15 protein-coding genes are annotated in these 17,305 nt (G+C 69.5%); 11 read left to right on the top strand and 4 right to left on the bottom strand.

What is annotated here, in order from left to right; translation table 11 throughout:
• Window positions 1-12 precede the first annotated feature (12 nt).
• The 4 genes from ACTJJP_RS10755 (at window position 13) to ACTJJP_RS10740 (ending at window position 5,267) form a co-directional block, all read left to right on the top strand.
• The gene (locus ACTJJP_RS10755; RefSeq protein ID WP_440775010.1) at window positions 13-651 is read left to right on the top strand and encodes a 3-oxoacid CoA-transferase subunit B; all 639 of its coding nucleotides are present in this window, start codon (window positions 13-15) and stop codon (window positions 649-651) included.
• Window positions 652-654: 3 nt separating this feature from the next.
• Window positions 655-1,821, top strand: a complete 1,167-nt coding sequence (locus ACTJJP_RS10750; protein ID WP_440775009.1) for a thiolase family protein — start codon at window positions 655-657, stop codon at window positions 1,819-1,821.
• 659 nt (window positions 1,822-2,480) lie between these two features.
• Entirely contained in the window at window positions 2,481-3,782 is a 1,302-nt protein-coding gene (locus tag ACTJJP_RS10745; RefSeq protein WP_440775008.1) for a C-glycoside deglycosidase beta subunit domain-containing protein, read from the top strand.
• A 9-nt stretch (window positions 3,783-3,791) separates the two neighbouring features.
• Complete coding sequence (locus tag ACTJJP_RS10740) at window positions 3,792-5,267, top strand: C-glycoside deglycosidase beta subunit domain-containing protein (RefSeq protein WP_440775007.1); 1,476 nt, start codon at window positions 3,792-3,794, stop codon at window positions 5,265-5,267.
• Window positions 5,268-5,342: 75 nt separating this feature from the next.
• On the opposite strand, the gene ACTJJP_RS10735 is transcribed toward ACTJJP_RS10740, so the two are convergent.
• From ACTJJP_RS10735 to ACTJJP_RS10720, 4 genes are all read right to left on the bottom strand, one after another.
• The gene (locus tag ACTJJP_RS10735) at window positions 5,343-5,975 is read right to left on the bottom strand and encodes a TetR/AcrR family transcriptional regulator (RefSeq protein WP_440775006.1); all 633 of its coding nucleotides are present in this window, start codon (window positions 5,973-5,975) and stop codon (window positions 5,343-5,345) included.
• A gap of 49 nt (window positions 5,976-6,024) precedes the next feature.
• Window positions 6,025-7,464 (bottom strand): GH39 family glycosyl hydrolase, encoded by a 1,440-nt coding sequence (locus ACTJJP_RS10730; protein WP_440775005.1) that lies wholly within the window; start codon window positions 7,462-7,464, stop codon window positions 6,025-6,027.
• A 17-nt stretch (window positions 7,465-7,481) separates the two neighbouring features.
• A complete protein-coding gene (locus ACTJJP_RS10725; protein ID WP_440775004.1) occupies window positions 7,482-8,645 on the bottom strand; it encodes an FAD-dependent monooxygenase in 1,164 nt (387 codons plus the stop codon).
• Between the two features lie 198 nt (window positions 8,646-8,843).
• Complete coding sequence (locus ACTJJP_RS10720; protein ID WP_440775093.1) at window positions 8,844-9,782, bottom strand: LysR family transcriptional regulator; 939 nt, start codon at window positions 9,780-9,782, stop codon at window positions 8,844-8,846.
• A gap of 225 nt (window positions 9,783-10,007) precedes the next feature.
• On the opposite strand from ACTJJP_RS10720, the gene ACTJJP_RS10715 reads away from it, so the two are divergent.
• From ACTJJP_RS10715 to ACTJJP_RS10685, 7 genes are all read left to right on the top strand, one after another.
• Window positions 10,008-11,297, top strand: a complete 1,290-nt coding sequence (locus tag ACTJJP_RS10715; protein ID WP_440775003.1) for an ABC transporter substrate-binding protein — start codon at window positions 10,008-10,010, stop codon at window positions 11,295-11,297.
• A 68-nt stretch (window positions 11,298-11,365) separates the two neighbouring features.
• On the top strand, window positions 11,366-12,340 hold the full coding sequence (locus tag ACTJJP_RS10710) for a carbohydrate ABC transporter permease (protein WP_440775002.1): 975 nt from the start codon (window positions 11,366-11,368) through the stop codon (window positions 12,338-12,340).
• A 1-nt stretch (window position 12,341) separates the two neighbouring features.
• Window positions 12,342-13,178, top strand: coding sequence for a carbohydrate ABC transporter permease (locus ACTJJP_RS10705; protein ID WP_440775001.1), 837 nt, complete (start codon window positions 12,342-12,344; stop codon window positions 13,176-13,178).
• 114 nt (window positions 13,179-13,292) lie between these two features.
• Window positions 13,293-14,087 (top strand): TIM barrel protein, encoded by a 795-nt coding sequence (locus tag ACTJJP_RS10700; protein ID WP_440775000.1) that lies wholly within the window; start codon window positions 13,293-13,295, stop codon window positions 14,085-14,087.
• Window positions 14,084-15,631 carry a GMC oxidoreductase gene (locus ACTJJP_RS10695; protein WP_440774999.1) on the top strand — a complete coding sequence of 516 codons (1,548 nt, stop codon included), beginning with the start codon at window positions 14,084-14,086 and terminating at the stop codon, window positions 15,629-15,631. Before ACTJJP_RS10700 ends, ACTJJP_RS10695 begins: the two co-directional genes overlap by 4 nt.
• 88 nt (window positions 15,632-15,719) lie before the next feature.
• On the top strand, window positions 15,720-16,127 hold the full coding sequence (locus ACTJJP_RS10690; RefSeq protein WP_440774998.1) for a C-glycoside deglycosidase beta subunit domain-containing protein: 408 nt from the start codon (window positions 15,720-15,722) through the stop codon (window positions 16,125-16,127).
• Window positions 16,124-17,227: a sugar phosphate isomerase/epimerase family protein gene (locus ACTJJP_RS10685; RefSeq protein ID WP_440774997.1), complete on the top strand. Its 1,104-nt coding sequence runs from the start codon at window positions 16,124-16,126 to the stop codon at window positions 17,225-17,227. Before ACTJJP_RS10690 ends, ACTJJP_RS10685 begins: the two co-directional genes overlap by 4 nt.
• The last annotated feature ends 78 nt before the right edge of the window (window positions 17,228-17,305 follow it).

Here is a 17,305-nt window from a genome sequence, read left to right as displayed (position 1 = left end):
AGGGGCACCGCAGTGACCACCCGTATCTCCCGCGCGCAGCTCGCCGCGCGCGTGGCATCCGACATCCCCGAGGGCGCCGTGGTCAACCTCGGCATCGGGGCGCCCACCCTCGTCGCCGATTACCTGCCCGCCGGGCTCGAGATCGTGCTGCACACCGAGAACGGCATGCTCGGCATGGGTCCCGCGCCCGAGCGTGGACGCGTCGACCCCGACCTCATCAACGCCGGCAAGCAGCCCGTCACCGCGCTCGCCGGAGCCGCGTACTTCCACCACGCCGACTCGTTCGCGATGATGCGCGGCGGTCACCTCGACGTGTGCGTGCTGGGGGCGTTCCAGGTGTCGGCGGGCGGTGACCTGGCCAACTGGTCCACGGGAGAGCCCGGGGCGATCCCCGCGGTCGGCGGCGCGATGGACCTCGCTATCGGCGCGAAGGACGTCTACGTCATGACCGATCTGCTGACCAAGGGCGGCGAGCCCAAGCTCGTCGCGGCCTGCAGCTACCCGCTGACGGGCGTCGGCTGCGTCTCGCGCGTCTACACCGACCACGGCGTCTTCGACGTCACCGCCTCCGGCTTCCGCGTCCGCGAGCTGTTCGGCGACAACACCCACGAGGAGATCGAGTCCCTGCTCGGTCTGAGCCTGGAGGCCTGAGACATGCCCGCATCCTTCGTCTACGACGCCGTCCGCACCCCGTTCGCCCGGCACGGCAAAGCCTTCGCGGAAGTGCGCCCCGACGACCTCGCCGCGACCGTCATGGCATCTCTCGTCGAACGCACCGGCATCGACCCCGCGCGCATCGAGGACGTCATCTTCGGCGACGCCAATCAGGCCGGCGAGGACAACCGCAACGTGGCGCGCTTCGGCGCCCTGCTCGCGGGCTTCCCCTCGTCGGTGCCCGGGACGACCATCAACCGCCTGTGCGGATCGTCTCTGGATGCCGTGATCCAGGGCTCGCGCGCGATCGAGGCCGGAGACGCCGAGGTGATCCTCGCGGGCGGCGTCGAGTCGATGACCCGCGCACCCTTCGTCGTGGAGAAGAGCCCGCGGCCCTTCCCCGCGGCGAACCAGACGATGTGGAACACCTCGCTCGGCTGGCGCATGACCAACCCTCGCCTGAGGTCGGAGTGGACGATCTCGAACGGCGAGAGCGCCGAGAAGCTCGCCGAGATCTACGACATCTCGCGCTCCGAGCAGGACCAGTTCGCGGCGCGCAGCCATCGTCTCGCGGCCGCCGCGTGGGCCGAGGGGCGCTTCGACGACGAGATCGTGCAGGTCGAGGGGCACGCGCTCGCTCGCGACGAGGGCATCCGCGACGACTCCACCGCCGAGGTGCTCGCGGGGCTGCGGCCCGCGTTCCGCGCCGGGGGGTCGGTCACGGCGGGCAACTCCTCGCCGATCAACGACGGCGCGTCGGCGGTGCTGCTGGGGGCGGAAGGCATCCTGGATGCCGAACCCCTCGCCCGCATCGCCGGCCGCGCCGCATTCGGCAACGACCCCGACGTGTTCGGCGTCGCCCCCGTCGAGGCCGCCAACCGCGCGCTCGCCCGCGCCGGCCGGACGTGGGCCGACGTGTCGTTCGTCGAGCTGAACGAGGCGTTCGCCTCGCAGACCCTCGCGTGCGCGAAGCTGTGGACCGAGCTCGACCCCGCGCTGCTCAACGAGAACGGCGGGGCGATCGCGATCGGTCACCCGCTCGGCGCCTCCGGCGGGCGCATCATCGCGCGCGCGGCGCACGAGCTGAGGCGTCGCGGCGGCGGGGTCGCGGTCGCGGCGATCTGCATCGGCGTGGGGCAGGGGCTCGCGGTGGTGCTGGAGCGCTGACGCGGCGGCATGAGGCGGCGGTGGGGCCGTGGCGGTGGGGTCGCCTCGGTGGGGTCGCGGTGGTGGGTTCGCGGTGGTGGGTTCGCGGCGGTGGGGCGGTGGCGGTGGGGCGGTGGCCGCGAGGGGGCGTGGCGGTGGGGCGGTGGCCGCGAGGGGGCGTGGCGGTGGGGCTGCGGCGGTGAGGCCGTGTCCCAGTTTTGGCTGTGTGGGAGCGCTCCACGCCGCCACTTGTGGGACACGCACCGTGCAAAGTGGGACGAAGGGGCAGCCGGTGGACGCCGCGACGTTTTCGCCGCCGCTGCGTCCGGCCGCTGCGTCCGGCCATGACCATGTCCCACTTTTGGCTGTGTGGGAGCGCTCCACGCCGCCACTTGTGGGACGCGCGCCATTCAAAGTGGGACGAAGGGGCAGCCGGTGGACGCCGCGACGCTTTCGCCGCCGCGGCGTCCGGCCGTGACCATGTCCCGAATATGGCTGTATGGGAGCGCTCCACGCCGCCACTTGTGGGACACGCACCGTTCAAAGTGGGACGAGGGGGGCACCGACCGACGCCGGGGCACGCGTCGCGGCGGACTGATGCGCGGCATCACAACCTCTTATGTCCGAAAGAGGCATAAGAGGGTAGCGTCGTAGCGAACCCCCACAGAGAGTGAGCGACGATGCTTCTCGAGAGAGATCTCATCCAGTCCGTCGGATTCCGCAACGTCCGCGAGGGCGGCGAGATCACCGGCTTCCAGTTCCGCGTCCGGATGCCGTCGTACCGCGGTATGGCCGCTTCTCTCATCGACGGCATCGCCGTGAGCATCCCGGGCCTGGTCGAGGTCGGCCCCGACGTGCCGCTGTGGACGCTGCAGGGAACGCAGTACTCGCTCGCCGAGCTGTGGGACGGCGACGGCGTGCGCTGGCCGCTCGAGGACGCCGCGATCGTCACGGTCCCGCTGGCCGGGGGCCTCCCTGACGGCGTGCATGAGCTGACGATCGAGCTGCGCCTGCGCATGTCGTACATCCCGCAGGAGCACCAGCCCAGCACCTACCGCGTCACCAAGAGCGTCACGCTCGCGCCCGAGGCATCCGGAGCCCCCTTCCGCTACGGCGTCTCGCTCTACAGCTACATGACCGACTTCGGCACGGTCATGGACCTCGAGACCGCCATGGCCTCGATCGCCGACCTCGGCGCGACGGGGATCGAGATCCTCGGCGAAGCGCACGTGCCGAACTACCCGAACCCCTCCGATGAGTGGGTCGCGCAGTGGTTCGCCCTGCTCCAGGAGTACGGCCTCGAGCCGACGAACATGGGCTCGTGGATCGACACGCGCCTGCACTCGAGCGGCCCGAACGGCCGCGACATGACGGTCGAGGAGGGTGTCGCGGCTCTCCAGCGCGACCTGCGCCTCGCGAAGCGCCTCGGGTTCCGCTTCGTCCGGCCCAAGATCGGCGTCGTCTCCGGCGACCTCATCCCCCACCCCATCTGGACCGAGGTCGTCGAGGCCTCGCTACCACTGGCCGAAGAGCTCGACGTGGTCATCTGCCCCGAGATCCACTCGCCGACCCCCATCAAGCACGAGGTCGTCGACGACTACATCGCCCTCATCCACCGCACCGGCACGAAGCACTTCGGCCTGCTGCTGGACACCGGGATCTTCCAGGACCGACCCATCCCGCTCAAGCCGGGCGAGCTGCCCGGCCGGCGTCCGGCCTTCCTCGACGGCATCCACGTCGACCCGAACGACGTCTTCGACGTGATCGAGAACGTCGTGTTCATCCAGGCGAAGTTCCACGACATCGACGAGAACCTCCACGATCAGCAGATCCCCTGGGAGCCCGTGCTCACGGCTCTGAAAGACGCGGGCTACACCGGCTACCTCTCGAGCGAGTACGAGGGCGAACGTGAACCCTGGCGCTCGATCGAGCAGGTACGCCGCCAGCATTCGCTCATGCGCCAGATCGCCGACCGGCTCTGAGGAGACGACATGCCCAACGGACTCATCCACGACGACAGCCTCCGCGCGCACCCCGACGGTCTCGCGCTCCGGTTGACGATCCCCTGGTACCGCAGCCTGTGGCTGTCGTCGGTGACCTCGCTCTCGCTCACCGTCGACGGCGAACAGGTGGATGCCGGCGACCTCCGCGTCGCGTTCGGCGACGCCTCGTACCGGCTCGACGAACTGCCGGAACAGAGCGAACGGCTCTGGTTCCTGCAGGAGCACCCGCTGCTCGTCGCGCGCCGCGACGAGCCGGTCGCCCTCGGGGAGACCCACAACGTCGTGCTGCACGGCGAGCTGCGCCTGCCCTACATGCAGATCGCGCCCGGCAAGGACGGCGGACCCGGCATGTACGTGCCGAACGTCGTGCACGACGTGAAGACCCTCACCGTCGTCGACGCGGATGCCGAGATCCCGGCGCTCGTGTCGGACGTCACGCCTCCGCCGCCCGCAACCGACGACGACCCGTTCCAGCTCGGCCTCACGCTGTACTCGGCCAGCGCCGAGTTCCGTGCAGGGCACTTCGACTTCGACGGCCTGCTCGACCGTGTCGCGGAGCTGGGGATCGGCCCGGGCATCGAGATCGTGGCATCCCAGATGGTGCCGACCTACCCGGTCGTCGGCGACGACTTCGTGCGCACGTGGCGCGCGGCGTTCGACCGGCATGGATTCGTGGAGAGTTCGTTCGGCGCGAACCTCGACATGGGGCGCCGCCGCGACCGCGACATGACCCCCGACGAGGAGTTCGCCTTCTCGGCCCTCATGTTCGAGGGGGCGAAGAAGCTCGGCTTCCCGCTCGTGCGCATACAGAGCGCCAAGCCCGAGCTGCTGCGCCGGCTCCTGCCGATCGCCGAAGACCTCGAGCTGAAGCTCGCGTACGAGATCCACGCGCCCATGGGCCCGAACTCCGACGCGATCCTGCGCGTGCGCGAGACCTACGCCGAGCTCGACTCGCCGCTGCTGGGCTTCGTCGCCGACTTCTCCTCGACGATGCACGCGATGTCGCCGACGTTGCTGCGGGCCGTGCGCCGCGCGGGCCTCGACGACGAGGCGGTCGCGACGCTGCAGAAGATCTGGGCGACGGATGCCACGATGCAGGCGCGTCAGCAGGAGTTCCTCGGCTACCTCCGCGGGCGGGACTTCGACCCCGGTCGGCTGGGCTCGTTCGCTCACCTCGCCTTCAACATGCACGGCCACGTCGACCCGCGCGAGTGGGCGGACATCATGCCGCAGATCCTCCATGTGCACGCGAAGTTCTACGACATCGACGAAGCAGGCCGAGAGCCCGCGATCGACTACCCCGAGCTCGTGCGCGTGTTCGTCGAGGGCGGCTACCGCGGGTTCTGGTCGAGCGAGTGGGAGGGGCACGCCTTCGCCGAGCTCGGCGAGGTCGACCCGCTGCTGCTGGTGCGGCGTCAGCACGACCTCATCCGCGCGTCGATGCGGGCGGTCCCGGTGTCCTGACCGGCATGCGGCGTCACCGCGGGGCTCCCGTGTCCGGGACCGATCGGATGCGGTGCGCACCCTCGCGCGTGGATGTCAGTCCGACGAGATGGCGAGGTGCAGCGTGCGCGCAAGGCGCTGAAGGAGGTCGGGCCACGCGTAAACCTCGTGGGGGTTTGCGGTCGCGATAACACCCAGGCCGAGATAGCGCACGCACACGCTGTAGAAGACCTCGAAGGCCCAGTGGGCGTCCTCCGTCGACAGCTCGACGTGGTGTTCGTCGGCGGCCGCGAGCAGCGCGCGGAGGAAGACCGCCTGACCTGCGTCACCGGAGCGCCGTCCGCGCTCGAGGATGCGGGCATCCTCCACGCCCAAGAGGAAGAACGGCGACAGCAGGTCACGGTTCTCGCGCAGGATCGCCGCGTACGCGGTGACGATCTCTCCCGTGGCGTGCCCGAAGCTCGCGGCCCCGACGCCGGCGGCGCCGACGCGCTCCTCGGTTTCGAGGTCGAGGCGATCGAACTCCTGACTCTGGATCACCGCCAGCAGCTCCGCCTTGCTGGAAACCCGGCCGTAGATCGACCCGATGGACACCGCGGCCCTCGAGCTCACCTCCGCGAGCGAGAACTGGCCGGTTCCGCGCTCGTGCAGGAGCTCGAGCACCGCGGCGCACACCTTCGCGAAGGAGTCGCGGCTGCGCTGCTGCTTGGGCTCGGAGAGGCCGCTCACGCCCGGTCGCGCACCCATCGCTCTCCCACCCGTCGATCCCCGTCGCCCCTCACGCCGTCAGCTCCACGAGGAAGACGGACTGCGGCACCAGGGCGAGGTCCATCTGGAGGGTACCCTCCGCCGACACGGCAACCGGGCGCGGCCCCTCGACCTCGCCGGTCAGCGAGGTGATCGTGGCCTGCACGGTGGCATCCGTCCAGGGGAGGTTCTGCAGCTCGATGCGCGCCGATTCGACTCCCGCGGATGCCAGCTCCGCGCGCTGCGGCGGCAGGGTGAGCCCCAGCTCGATGCGCTGCTCGCCGATCGGGATGCGGAAGGTGAAACGGTCCTGGTCGCGCGGAGCGAGGGCGCTGTCGGGGGCGACGTAGTTCGCCAGCAGGACGCGCACGGTGTCGCCGTCGCGGCCGGCGGCGCAGGCGAGGCCCGATTCGTCGCCGCCCGACACGGCTAGGCGCCGCCCCGTGAGCGCGCGTCCGGCCAGGGCGAGCGCGCGGGAGCGCTCATCGCGTCGCCCGTCGACGTCGCCGACGCCGCCCGGGTCGACGAAGCCGTAGTGCGGGTCGCGGCCGCTGTCGGCGCGGAAGAAGAAGGCGTGGTCGATCAGGGTGTCCTGCAGGGCGATGGACGTGGCGGCCTGGAACGCGCCCTTCTCGGCGGCGGGGGCGGTGCTGCTCGGGACCGCGAGGTAGTTCCAATAGCTGAGGGTCAGCGCGGTCTCGGTGAACCCGTTGTCGTCGAGCAGCGTCCGCAGCTCGCGGGCCACGTAGCGGTAGTCGAGCGGATCGCGGCTGCCGTCGGTGAACCAGAGGAACGAGAAGAAGTCCAGGGGAAGGTCGTTCTCGCGGACGAAGGCGAGGAAGCCCTCGCGGTACGGGGCGTCTTCTTCGAGGGGGAAGGCCGTCGCGGGTCCGCCGACCGTCAGGGACGGGTCCACGCGCTGCACGGCCTCGCAGAACGCGCGGTACATTGCGAAGAACTCCTCGGGTCGCCCCGCGAAGTGGAGCGGCCCGAAGTCGGGCTGGTCGCCGAACTCGTAGAGGCGGACCGGTTTCACGGGTCCGCCCGCCCACCCCTGGGAGTAGTGGCGCACGATGCGTTCGACGACCCGGCCGTACAGCTCGACGTCCTCGGCGGGGAGCTTGTTCTTCGGGATCGAGCTGGCCACCGTGAGCATGACCTCGGCGCCGATGGCGTGCACCGCCTCGATCCACTCATCTGTGGCCGCGAAGTTGTAGCTCGCGGGGTCGTCGACGTCGGCGCTCCAGTCGGGGAACAGGCTCGTGGGGTTGTCCCGCGTGTCGAGGCGCGAGACCCAGTCGAACGAGCGGACGACCGTCACCCCCGCCTCGCGCCAGAGCGGCGTCATGTCGGGGAAGTCGGGGTGGCCGTCCACGGGTCCGGGAACCCCGCCGACGCCGTTCAGGGGACGGAAGGCGCTCTCCGCCGCGGCGTCGACGATGAGGGTTCGGGTGCGGGAAGGGTGCGACACGGTCGTCTCCTCGGGTCTCAGTAGGGCATCCGCAGGAGGCGGTTCGCGTACTCGTTCGCGATCGGCTCGTCGTGGCGGAGGTGATCGATGCGCGCGCGATAGGTCTCGTCGGTGATGGAGTCGAACTCCTCGAGCATCGACTCGATCGAGCGCTCGTGCACGGCGCGTACGCGCGGGAGGCGGCGCTTCATGAACTCGAGCTGGGCGTCGAGCAGGGACTGGTCCTTCGCGAGCTCCTGGGCCAGCACGACGCCGTCCTCGATGCTCATCGCCGCTCCCGATCCGAGGTACGGGGTCATGGTGTGCGCCGCGTCGCCCAGGATCATCACGCGTCCGCGGAACCAGGGATAGGGCACCCAGACGGTCGAATACGGCGTGTAGGCGACGTTCTCGGCGTGACGGAGGTCGTCGAGCGCGTCGGAGAGAAACGTCGACCCGCGGGTGAGGTCGACCGCGCGATCGTGCATGATCTCCGCCATCTTGCTGGCGTCGTAGCGCGGGCGGCCCTCCTCGGCCACGGTGAGCACCATGTACATGAGGTCTTCCGACAGCGGCGTGAGCATGATCTTGCCGCCGTAGCCCTGGCAGATGATGGGCTGCATGATCTTGCGGCGGTTGGGAAGGCCCGCGCGCCACGCCACCCCGCCGACCGGCCGGGGAGCGAACTTCTCCCCGAAGTAGTCGCGGCGGATCTGCGAGTGCAGGCCGTCGAAGCCGAGCACGAGGTCGTACTCGGCCTGGTCGCCGCCATCGAAGGTGACCGTCGCGGTGTCGTCGTCCTGCGAGATGTCGGTGACGGTCGTACTCATCCGGAAGGTACAGCCGTTGTCGCGCGCGTGGCGTGCGGCGAGCTCGAGGAAGGCGATGCGCGACATCGTCACGCAGCCCGGAAGCCCCTCGTCGCGCGTGCCGTAGCTCATGGTGCTGAGGAGGGTGCCGTCGGCGTCGTAGTTGTCGATCCCCGGCGCGGGGTGGCCGATCTCGAGGACGTCCTCCAGCATGCCGATATCGCGCACGGCCCGGAGGCCGTTGATGCGCAGCCCGAAGCCGACGCCCGCGACGCTGATCTCGGGCTTGTCGTCGATGACGTCGACCTTCGCGCCGATCCGGGCGAGTGCCGAGGCCGTGCTGAGACCCCCGATCCCGGCGCCGACGATCAGGATCCTCAACGGGTGTGCCATGGCGTGCTCCTCTCTGAGCAGACATCGGCGCGAGCGAGGCCGATTGCAGAATCAGTACGTTGGTTCTGATTTGGAATCTAGCCCTCGGGTGCCGATGCCGGCCATCGATGGGCGCGGCGGCATCCGGATGCCGTCCATCACGATCGCTGATGCCACGACCCCAGCCGGGGTCGACGTCTCGGATCCGCTCGGGCGGCGTCAGTGCGGCGCGTGCCCCGCGGCGATCCGGCGGCCGGCCTCGGCGAACAGGCCCCGCATCCATTCGTGTTCGGGATCGCGGTTGTGCGAGGGATGCCACCACAGCGCGCTCACGATCGGGGTCGCCGCGAAGGGCAGCGGCACGACGCGGATGCCGCCGATGCGCAGCAGGTGCGGCGCGAGGGCTGACTGCACGAGACCGACCCGCCGGGTGCCGCTGACGAAGTGCCCCACCGAGAGGAAGCTCTCGAGGACGACTTCGATGTGCGGCTCGACGCCCAGCTGCTGGATCTGGCGCGCCGCCGAGGTGAACGCGGAGCGGGACTGGAACGTCAGCACCCACGGCATGTCCGCCAGGTTGCGCATGGTCAGTTCCTCGCCGACCTCGTCGTTGTCGTCGGCGACGACGGCCAGCCAGTCGTCCTGCCAGAGGTCGATGTACGGCAACTCCGACACCGGGCCATGCGGGATGACCATCGCGTCGGCGGAGCGCAGGCGATTGGCGGCGTCCTCGACGATGCCGGGGTTGTGCAGCATGTACCGGAAGCGCACCCCCGGCGCCTGTTCGGCGGCGAGCTGCGAGACGACGGTGCCGACGGTGACGAAGCCGTAGTCCGAGCCGTAGATCGAGAACTCGCGCGTCGACTCGGCGGGCGACCACGATGCCTGGCTCTCGAACACGCGTCGGGCGGCCTCCAGCGCCGTGCTCGTGTGGTCGGTCAGGCGCACCGCGAACGGGGTGAGCTCGTAGGTGTTCCCGCGTCGAGCGAGGATCTGGTCGTTGAAGTGCGTGCGGAGCCGCGCGAGCGAGGCGCTGAGGGCCGGCTGGCTCAAATGCAGGCGCTCCGCGGCGCGCGTCACGCTCCGCTCGGTCAGGAGGGCGTCGAGCGCGACGAGGAGGTTGAGGTCGAGGCGTGACAGGGTCGCATGATCGGTCACCACGGCGTGATCCTTCGCTCGGATAGCTTTCCCGCACTGTATCAATGTCGTCTATTCGTCGGCTAGGGCGCATCGGCTGAGACGATGCCCAGAACGCCGAGCCGCCTTATGTGCCACATCGTGAAGACTTATGTGCTTTTTCGGCGCATCCCGCAGATACTGAATCACACAGCACTGGCGCTCCCACCGAAGGGTTCGCCGACAACGTCGTCAGAAAGGCTGGCCATGACTCAGCAACGCCGTGTCACGCGGATCGCAGGTCTTCTCGCTCTTCCCGTAACCGCCGCCCTCGTCCTCGCCGGTTGTTCCGGCTCCGGCGCGGGCGACGCGGGCGGTGACTCCAACTCGTTCACCTTCACGTTCGCCACCTCCAACAACCTCGAGAGCCCGTACGAGACGCTCGCGAAGGACTACATGGAGCAGCACTCCGGCGTCACGATCACGACGAACCCCACGCCGAACGACAAGTACGGCGAGACCATCCGCACGCAGCTGCAGGCCGGCAACGCCTCGGACGTCATCCAGACCACCCCCGGCTCCGGCGACGCGCGCGGCATCATCCCGCTCGCGGAGGCCGGCTTCCTCGAGCCGCTCGGCGACACCGCGACCGGGCTCATCATCCCCGGCAGCGAGTCGGTCTACACGATCGACGACAAGGTCTACGGTCAGCCGCTCGACTTCACGATCGGCTCGGTCGTCGCCAGCCTCGGCACCCTCAAGATGAAGGGGCTCACCGAGTTCCCCACGACCATGAGCGAGCTGAACACGGCCTGCTCGTCACTGCAGGGTCAGGGCGCGTCGCTCCTGGCGCTGGCCGGCGCCGCCGGTCCCAACGTCGGCCTGACGATCCAGGGCATCTCCGCCACCCGCGTCTACTCCGAGACGCCCGACTGGAACGAACAGCGCGCCGCGGGCGAGGTCACCTTCGCCGACAGCCAGGGATGGAAGGACGCGCTGCAGACCTTCGTCGATCTGAAGGACGCGGGCTGCTTCCAGCCCGGTGCCGAGGGCGGCGGCTTCGACGCCATCACGAACGGTCTCGCGCAGGGCACCTCGGTCGGCAGCTTCATCCCCTCGGGTGCCGCTGTCGAGATCGCCAAAGCCGCTCCGGCCGAGGCGGAGTTCGCCGTCGAGCCCTTCCCGGCGGCCACGAGCGGCCAGGAGATGATCCTGGGCAGCTCCAACTACACGCTCTCGATCAACGCGAAGGCCAAGAACAAGCAGGGCGCCGAGGACTTCCTCGCCTGGATGGCGGAGCCGGCCCAGCAGCAGCGCTACTACGAACTCTCCGGCGAACTCCCGGTCTCGGCCTTCGACTCGCTCGATCTGTCGGGCACCATCTACGAGCCGGTCGCCGACCTGCTCAAGGAGAAGAAGTACACGCCGCTGCCGAACAACGTCTGGCCCAACCCCTCGGTCTACGAGGCGCTGCAGACGGGCGGCCAGGGCCTGCTCACCGGTCAGACGAGCATCGACCAGGTGCTGCAGAGCATGGATGCGGCCTGGGGCAACTGAGTGAATCCGCCGCCCGGGCCCTGAACCGGGCGGCGGAGCCGCACCCCATCGAGGATGACGAGGACGTTATGAGCACCACATTCCGAGCCGGCGAGGTCGCCGGGACCGAGACCGAGCGCGTCGTCCTCCCCCGGCGTCGGGGCCGTCGTGCTTCGGCCCCCACTCCCCGGCGGAAGGGCCTGCTGAAGTTCGGCCACTGGTGGTGGGCCCTGCCCGGCATCGCCTTCGTCATCGGCATCCACTACGTCGCCACCGGCGTCGGCGGCTTCTTCGCCTTCACGAACTGGACCGGCATCGGTGCCTTCCAGCTCATCGGTCTCGACAACTTCGTGCGCATCTTCCAGGATCCGACGAAGCTCGGCGCCCTGTGGAACACCCTGTTCCTGGCCTTCGGTTCGGTGATCCTGAGCAACGTGCTGGGCCTCGGCATCGCCCTCGGGCTGAACCGCGGGCTCAAGTCGCGGTACATCCTGCGCACGCTCTTCTTCATGCCGGTCGTGCTCAGCCCGCTAGCCACGTCGTACATCTGGAAGTTCATCTTCGACTACAACGGTCCGCTCAATCTCATCCTGCGGGGCCTCGGGATGGACTCGGTGGCGCGAGCCTGGATCGCCGATCCCACCTGGGCCATCTGGACGATCCTCATCGTGCTCGTCTGGCAGAACATCGGCTTCGCGATGGTCATCTACATGGCGGGACTCGCGGCGGTGCCCGTGGAGATCGAGGAGGCCGCCGCCATCGACGGTGCGAACCTCTGGCAGCGCTTCTGGCACGTGACGCTCCCGTCGATCCGGCCGGCGGTGGCCATCGCCACGACGCTGGGTCTCGTGAACGGTCTTCGCGTGTTCGACCAGATCATGGCGCTCACCGGCGGCGGCCCGGCCGCCGCGACCGAGACGTTGGCGACACAGGTCTACAAGCAGTCCTTCGCCCTCGGGAACTTCGGCTACGGCGCCGCCCTCGCGCTGCTGCTGACCCTGATCATCCTGGCCTTCGCCGTCGTTCAGCAGCGCCTGACCGCCGGCCGTTCGGAGGAGAGCTGACATGTTCCGCTACACGAAACTGACAGGTCTTCGCGAGTTCCTCTTCTGGCTCGCCGCCCTGGTCTTCCTGCTGCCGTTCTACTTCCTCGTCACGACCGCCCTGAAGTCGGATCGCGAGGTCATCACGTCGTCGACCCTGGCGCCCCCGGCCGCACCGGACTTCGGCAACTTCCTCAAGGTGCTCACTGCGACGGGCAACTCCAACGTCGTGATGGGCCTGGTGAACAGTATCGTCATCACCGCCGGAAGCATCGTGCTGATGGTTCTTCTGGGCTCGTTGACGGGGTACGTGATCGCCCGCAGCACGCGCCGCTGGAGCCGAGCGGTGTACTACCTCTTCCTCGTCGCGATCGTGCTGCCGACGCAGCTCGGCACCGTGCCGCTTTACATCGGCGCCCGGTCGATCGGGCTCACCGGCTCGGCGTGGGGCATGATCATCCTCTACACCGGCATGCTGCTGCCACTCGCCATCTTCCTGTACGCCGGCTTCTTCCGCGGTCTCGGCACCGAGTACGAGGAAGCGGCAACGATCGACGGCGCCACCCGCACGCAGATCTTCTTCCGGATCGTGCTGCCGCTCATGTCGCCGGCGACGGGAACGGTGGCGATCCTGGCGGGACTCATCGTCTGGAACGACTTCTTCACCTCGCTGATCTTCCTCGGCGGCTCGGCCAATCAGACCCTGCCGGTCGCCATGTACTACTACATCGGCTCCCTGGTCTCGGCCTGGAACCAGATCTTCGCGATCGTCATCGTCTCGATGATCCCGATCCTCGCCTTCTACCTCTTCGCCCAGAAGCGCTTCATCCAGGGCTTCGCGGGCGGCTTGAAGGGGTAGGGCCTCCCCCCAGACGCCGGAACACCGGCCTCACGGGCTGAGCCTGCCCAGATGGATGCCGCGGAGCGCGGCATCCGTCGATCGTCGTGCCCCCGTCCCTCGAAAGGACCCCTCATGTACCAGCTCGCCCCCAACATCGAACTCCTCTTCACCGAGGCCGGGGACTACCACGACCGCGTGCGCGCGGCGGCGGCGGCGGGATTCGACGCCGTCGAGATGTGGGGTCCCACCGGCGTCGATGCCCCCGCCACGCCGAAGGACCTGCCCGCGCTCAAGGCGGCGCTCGAGGAGACCGGCGTGCAGCTCACGGCGCAGCTCGCCGAGCCGCGCACGCAGTTCATGATCCCGCCGTGGGACCACTCGGAGTTCTTCCGCAAGCTCGACGAGGGCGTCTCGATCGCTCACGACCTCGGCTGCCCCCGCATCGTCGTCGGCAGCGGTACGGGCTTCGGCGGCTGGAAGCGGCAGGTGCAGCTCGACAAGCTCGTCGAGATCTATCAGAAGGCGATCGCGCAGATCGACGGGTCGGGCGTCGGCCTGGTGCTCGAGCCGGTCAACGTCCGCGTCGACCACCCGGGCTCGCTCCTCGATCGCACCGCCGAGGCCGTGTACGTCGCTCGCGGCGTCGCGTCGGCGCAGTTCGGGGTGCTCTACGACATCTACCACTCGGCCGTCGAGGGCGAGGACATGGAAGCGGAGCTGGCGAACGCCGGCGATCTCATCCACTACGTGCAGCTCGCCGACGCGCCCGGCCGCGGCGAGCCCGGAACCGGGAACCTCGACTGGACCGAGCGCTTCCGGCTGCTGCGCGACGGCGGCTACGACGGGCCCGTGGGTCTGGAGTACTACCCGACCACCGCCTCGGCGGCATCGGTCGCCCATGTCGTCGAGATCGCGCGCGCCGCATGAACGCCCGGCGCTACCCCGCAGCGGTCGACGTCGTCATCGTCGGCAGCGGCCCGACCGGGTCGGCCTACGCGCGCATCCTCTCGGAGCGGGCGCCGGGCACCACGATCGCGATGTTCGAGGTGGGCCCGACCGTGTCGGACCCGCCCGGCGCGCACGTGAAGAACATCGCCGATCCGGCCGAACGCGCCCGCGCCCAGGTGGCGTCGGAGGGGCCGGGGGAGCGCGGCGAGAAGGTCGCCAGTCCGGGAGCTGCGAGGGCCGGAGTGCGCGGAGCGCGACCGGGGACCTTCCTGCTCGAGGAGGGGTACGCCTTCGACGGCGAGGACGGCATGCCCGTGGCGGCGATGTCGAGCAACGTGGGCGGGATGGCCGCACACTGGACGGGCGCCTGCCCGCGTCCCAACGACAGCGAGCGCATCGCGTTCGTCGACGACCTGGACGAGCTGCTCGACGAGGCCGATCGTCTGCTGGGCGTCACCACCGACGCGTTCGATGCGGCGCCGTTCGGTGCGATCGTGCGCGAGCGACTCTCGGCCGCGGTCGACGCCGGTCGCGTCGAACGGACCAAGGTGCAGCGGATGCCGCTCGCGGTGCACCGCCGCGAAGACGGACGCCTCGTGTGGTCGGGCTCGGACATCGTGCTCGGCGAGGTCACGCGGAGCAATCCGGCATTCTCGCTGTTCGACGAGTCGCTCGCCGTGCGGGTGATCCTCGAGGGCGGGCGTGCGGCCGGGGTCGTCGTGCGCGACCTGCGCTCGGGTGCGGAGCACGAGGTCCGCGCGCGGTACGTCGTGGTCGCCGCCGACGCCCTGCGAACTCCGCAGCTGCTGTGGGCGTCGGGCGTGCGGCCGGAGGCCCTCGGGCGCTACCTCAACGACCAGGCGCAGGTCGTCTACGCCGCGCGTCTGCGCGACACCCCGCCGCTCGTCGAGGACGCGCCGACCACGGGTCTCGCCGAGTACAGCGGGGTGAGCTGGGTGCCGTTCACCGACGACATGCCCTTCCACGGCCAGATCATGCAGCTGGACGCGTCTCCGATCCCGCTCGCCGAGGACGACCCGGTCGTTCCCGGGTCGATCGTCGGGCTCGGGCTGTTCTGCGCGAAGGATCTGCGGGCCGATGATCGCGTCGCCTTCGACGACGAGCACGTCGACGGGTACGGGATGCCGGCTCCTCGCATCCACTACCGCCTCACCGACCGCGATCAGGAGGTCGTGGAGCGCGCCCGCCGCGAGATCACGCGGCTTGCCGAGGCGGTCGGCGACCCGGTCGGCGACCGGCCCTTCACGCTGCCGCTCGGCTCGTCGCTGCACTATCAGGGCTCGACCCGGATGGGACTCATGGACGACGGCACGAGCGTGTGCGACGTCGACAGCGAGGTCTGGGGCGTGCCCGACCTGTTCGTCGCGGGCAACGGCGTCATCCCGACCGCGACCGCGTGCAACCCGACGGTGACCTCCGTCGCCTTGGCCGTGCGCGGGGCGCGCAAGATCGCGTCCCTGCTCGCGCGGGAGCGGTCCGCCGCCGTCTCGGCATCCGCCTGATCCTTGCTTATGCAGTAATCAGACATTAGAGTGTAGAAATCAAGACAAAGTGGTCTGCGGCCCCGGCCGCACCGACGAGGAGGTCCCGGTGATTCCGGATCGCATCATCGAACAGGGCACGCTGCGTGCCCGTGACGGGCGGGTCGCCGTCGAGGTCCGGCTGCCCTGGTACCGGGCCCTTCCGGCATCCTGCATCTCCGGCGCCACGCTGACCGTCGACGGCGCCGAGGCGCCCGCCGCGTCACTGCGGTGGGAGCTGAACGGCGTCGAGTCCACCTTCGACGAGATGAAGACGAACACGAGGTCGTGGTGGTTCCCCACCGACTCCGCCGTGCTCTCGGGAGACCTCGCGGTGGATGCCGGGGAGCACGAGGTGCGCGTCGACCTCGAGCTGTACATCCCGTACATCATCATCGCCGACGACCAGGTGCTGCACATCGAGGAGCACGACACCAAGACGATGACCGTCCGCCAGAACGAGGAGGTCGACGCATGACCGCGCAGAAGGGGACGCCTATCCAGGGCGTCACGCTCTACAGCTTCACCAGGGCCTTCCACGGCCGCGAGTACGACCTCGACCAGCTCATCCGCAAGACCGCAGCCGAGGGTTTCGGCCCGGGGCTGGAGATCATCGGGTTCTCGAGCTTCCGCGGCTTCCCCGAGATCGACGACCACTTCGCCGGCCGGTTCTCCGACCTCATCGACGAGGTGGGGCTCGTCCGCACCTCGCTCGCGGTGAACGCCGACATCGGCCTGCGCCCCGACGCGCTCATGAACCAGGACGAGCTCCTCGCCTACATGCGCAAGCAGATCGCGGCGGCGGCGAAGCTCGGCTTCCCCATCGCCCGCGTACAGATCTCGATCACGCCCGAGTCGATGGAGGCCCTCGCCCCCATCGCCGAGGAATACGGTGTCACGCTCGCCCTCGAGGTGCACGCCGACCAGTACGCCTCGCACCCGCGCATCCTGGCGCTGCGCGACCGCTACGAGAAGGTCGGCTCGCCTTTCCTCGCCTTCACGATGGACTGGGGCGCCACCGTCACCGGCTTCGCGCCATCGCTCATCGAGGCGTATCGCCGACGCGGCGCGTCGGAGGAGCTGCTCGCCGCGGTCGTCGCCCTGTGGGACGAGTACTACGAGCAGGGTCCGCCCGCCGACCAGGCCGACCACGGCCAGCGTTTCGGCCGGTTCATCGGCCTCGCGCACCAGCACGGTCGGCCCGACCTGGGCATCGACTTCGGCATCAACGGTACGGGGCTGTTCGGTCCGGCTCGGGTGGACGACTGGCTCGAGATCATGCCCTGGGTGCGCCACGTGCACGGGAAGTTCTTCGGCATCGACGAGAACGGGAACGAGCCCTCGGTGCCCGTCGCCGACCTGATCACCCTGCTGGTGGACAACGGCTACAGCGGCGCCGTGTCCAGCGAGTACGAGGGCTGGCACTGGAACCACTGGCAGAGCCCGTTCGAGATCATCCGCGGCGAGCAGGCGATCCAGCGCACCGCCGCCGAGGCCGCAGGGTCTCGCATGATCACGGATGTCGCCGAGGCCCGCCGCGTCCTCGACACCCACCTCGCGCACGCCGTGCGCGCCTGACCCTTCGACGAGCTCACGGACCACCCTTCGACAGGCTCAGGGACCGCCGTCCGAGGTGGCTGAGCCCGTCGAAGCCAC

The organism is Microbacterium sp. 22296 (assembly GCF_052045385.1).
Taxonomy (GTDB): Bacteria; Actinomycetota; Actinomycetes; order Actinomycetales; family Microbacteriaceae; genus Microbacterium.
This window is presented reverse-complemented; position numbering and strand designations above follow the sequence as displayed.

Excerpts from the sequence above, each read along its gene's own strand:
- ACTJJP_RS10685 (WP_440774997.1), top strand. The coding sequence starts at position 16,124 with ATGACCGCGCAGAAGGGGACGCCTATCCAGGGCGTCACGCTCTACAGC.
- ACTJJP_RS10715 (WP_440775003.1), top strand. The coding sequence starts at position 10,008 with ATGACTCAGCAACGCCGTGTCACGCGGATCGCAGGTCTTCTCGCTCTT.
- ACTJJP_RS10710 (WP_440775002.1), top strand. The coding sequence starts at position 11,366 with ATGAGCACCACATTCCGAGCCGGCGAGGTCGCCGGGACCGAGACCGAG.
- ACTJJP_RS10740 (WP_440775007.1), top strand. The coding sequence starts at position 3,792 with ATGCCCAACGGACTCATCCACGACGACAGCCTCCGCGCGCACCCCGAC.
- ACTJJP_RS10725 (WP_440775004.1), bottom strand. The coding sequence starts at position 8,645 with ATGGCACACCCGTTGAGGATCCTGATCGTCGGCGCCGGGATCGGGGGT.
- ACTJJP_RS10705 (WP_440775001.1), top strand. The coding sequence starts at position 12,342 with ATGTTCCGCTACACGAAACTGACAGGTCTTCGCGAGTTCCTCTTCTGG.
- ACTJJP_RS10700 (WP_440775000.1), top strand. The coding sequence starts at position 13,293 with ATGTACCAGCTCGCCCCCAACATCGAACTCCTCTTCACCGAGGCCGGG.
- ACTJJP_RS10750 (WP_440775009.1), top strand. The coding sequence starts at position 655 with ATGCCCGCATCCTTCGTCTACGACGCCGTCCGCACCCCGTTCGCCCGG.
- ACTJJP_RS10695 (WP_440774999.1), top strand. The coding sequence starts at position 14,084 with ATGAACGCCCGGCGCTACCCCGCAGCGGTCGACGTCGTCATCGTCGGC.
- ACTJJP_RS10745 (WP_440775008.1), top strand. The coding sequence starts at position 2,481 with ATGCTTCTCGAGAGAGATCTCATCCAGTCCGTCGGATTCCGCAACGTC.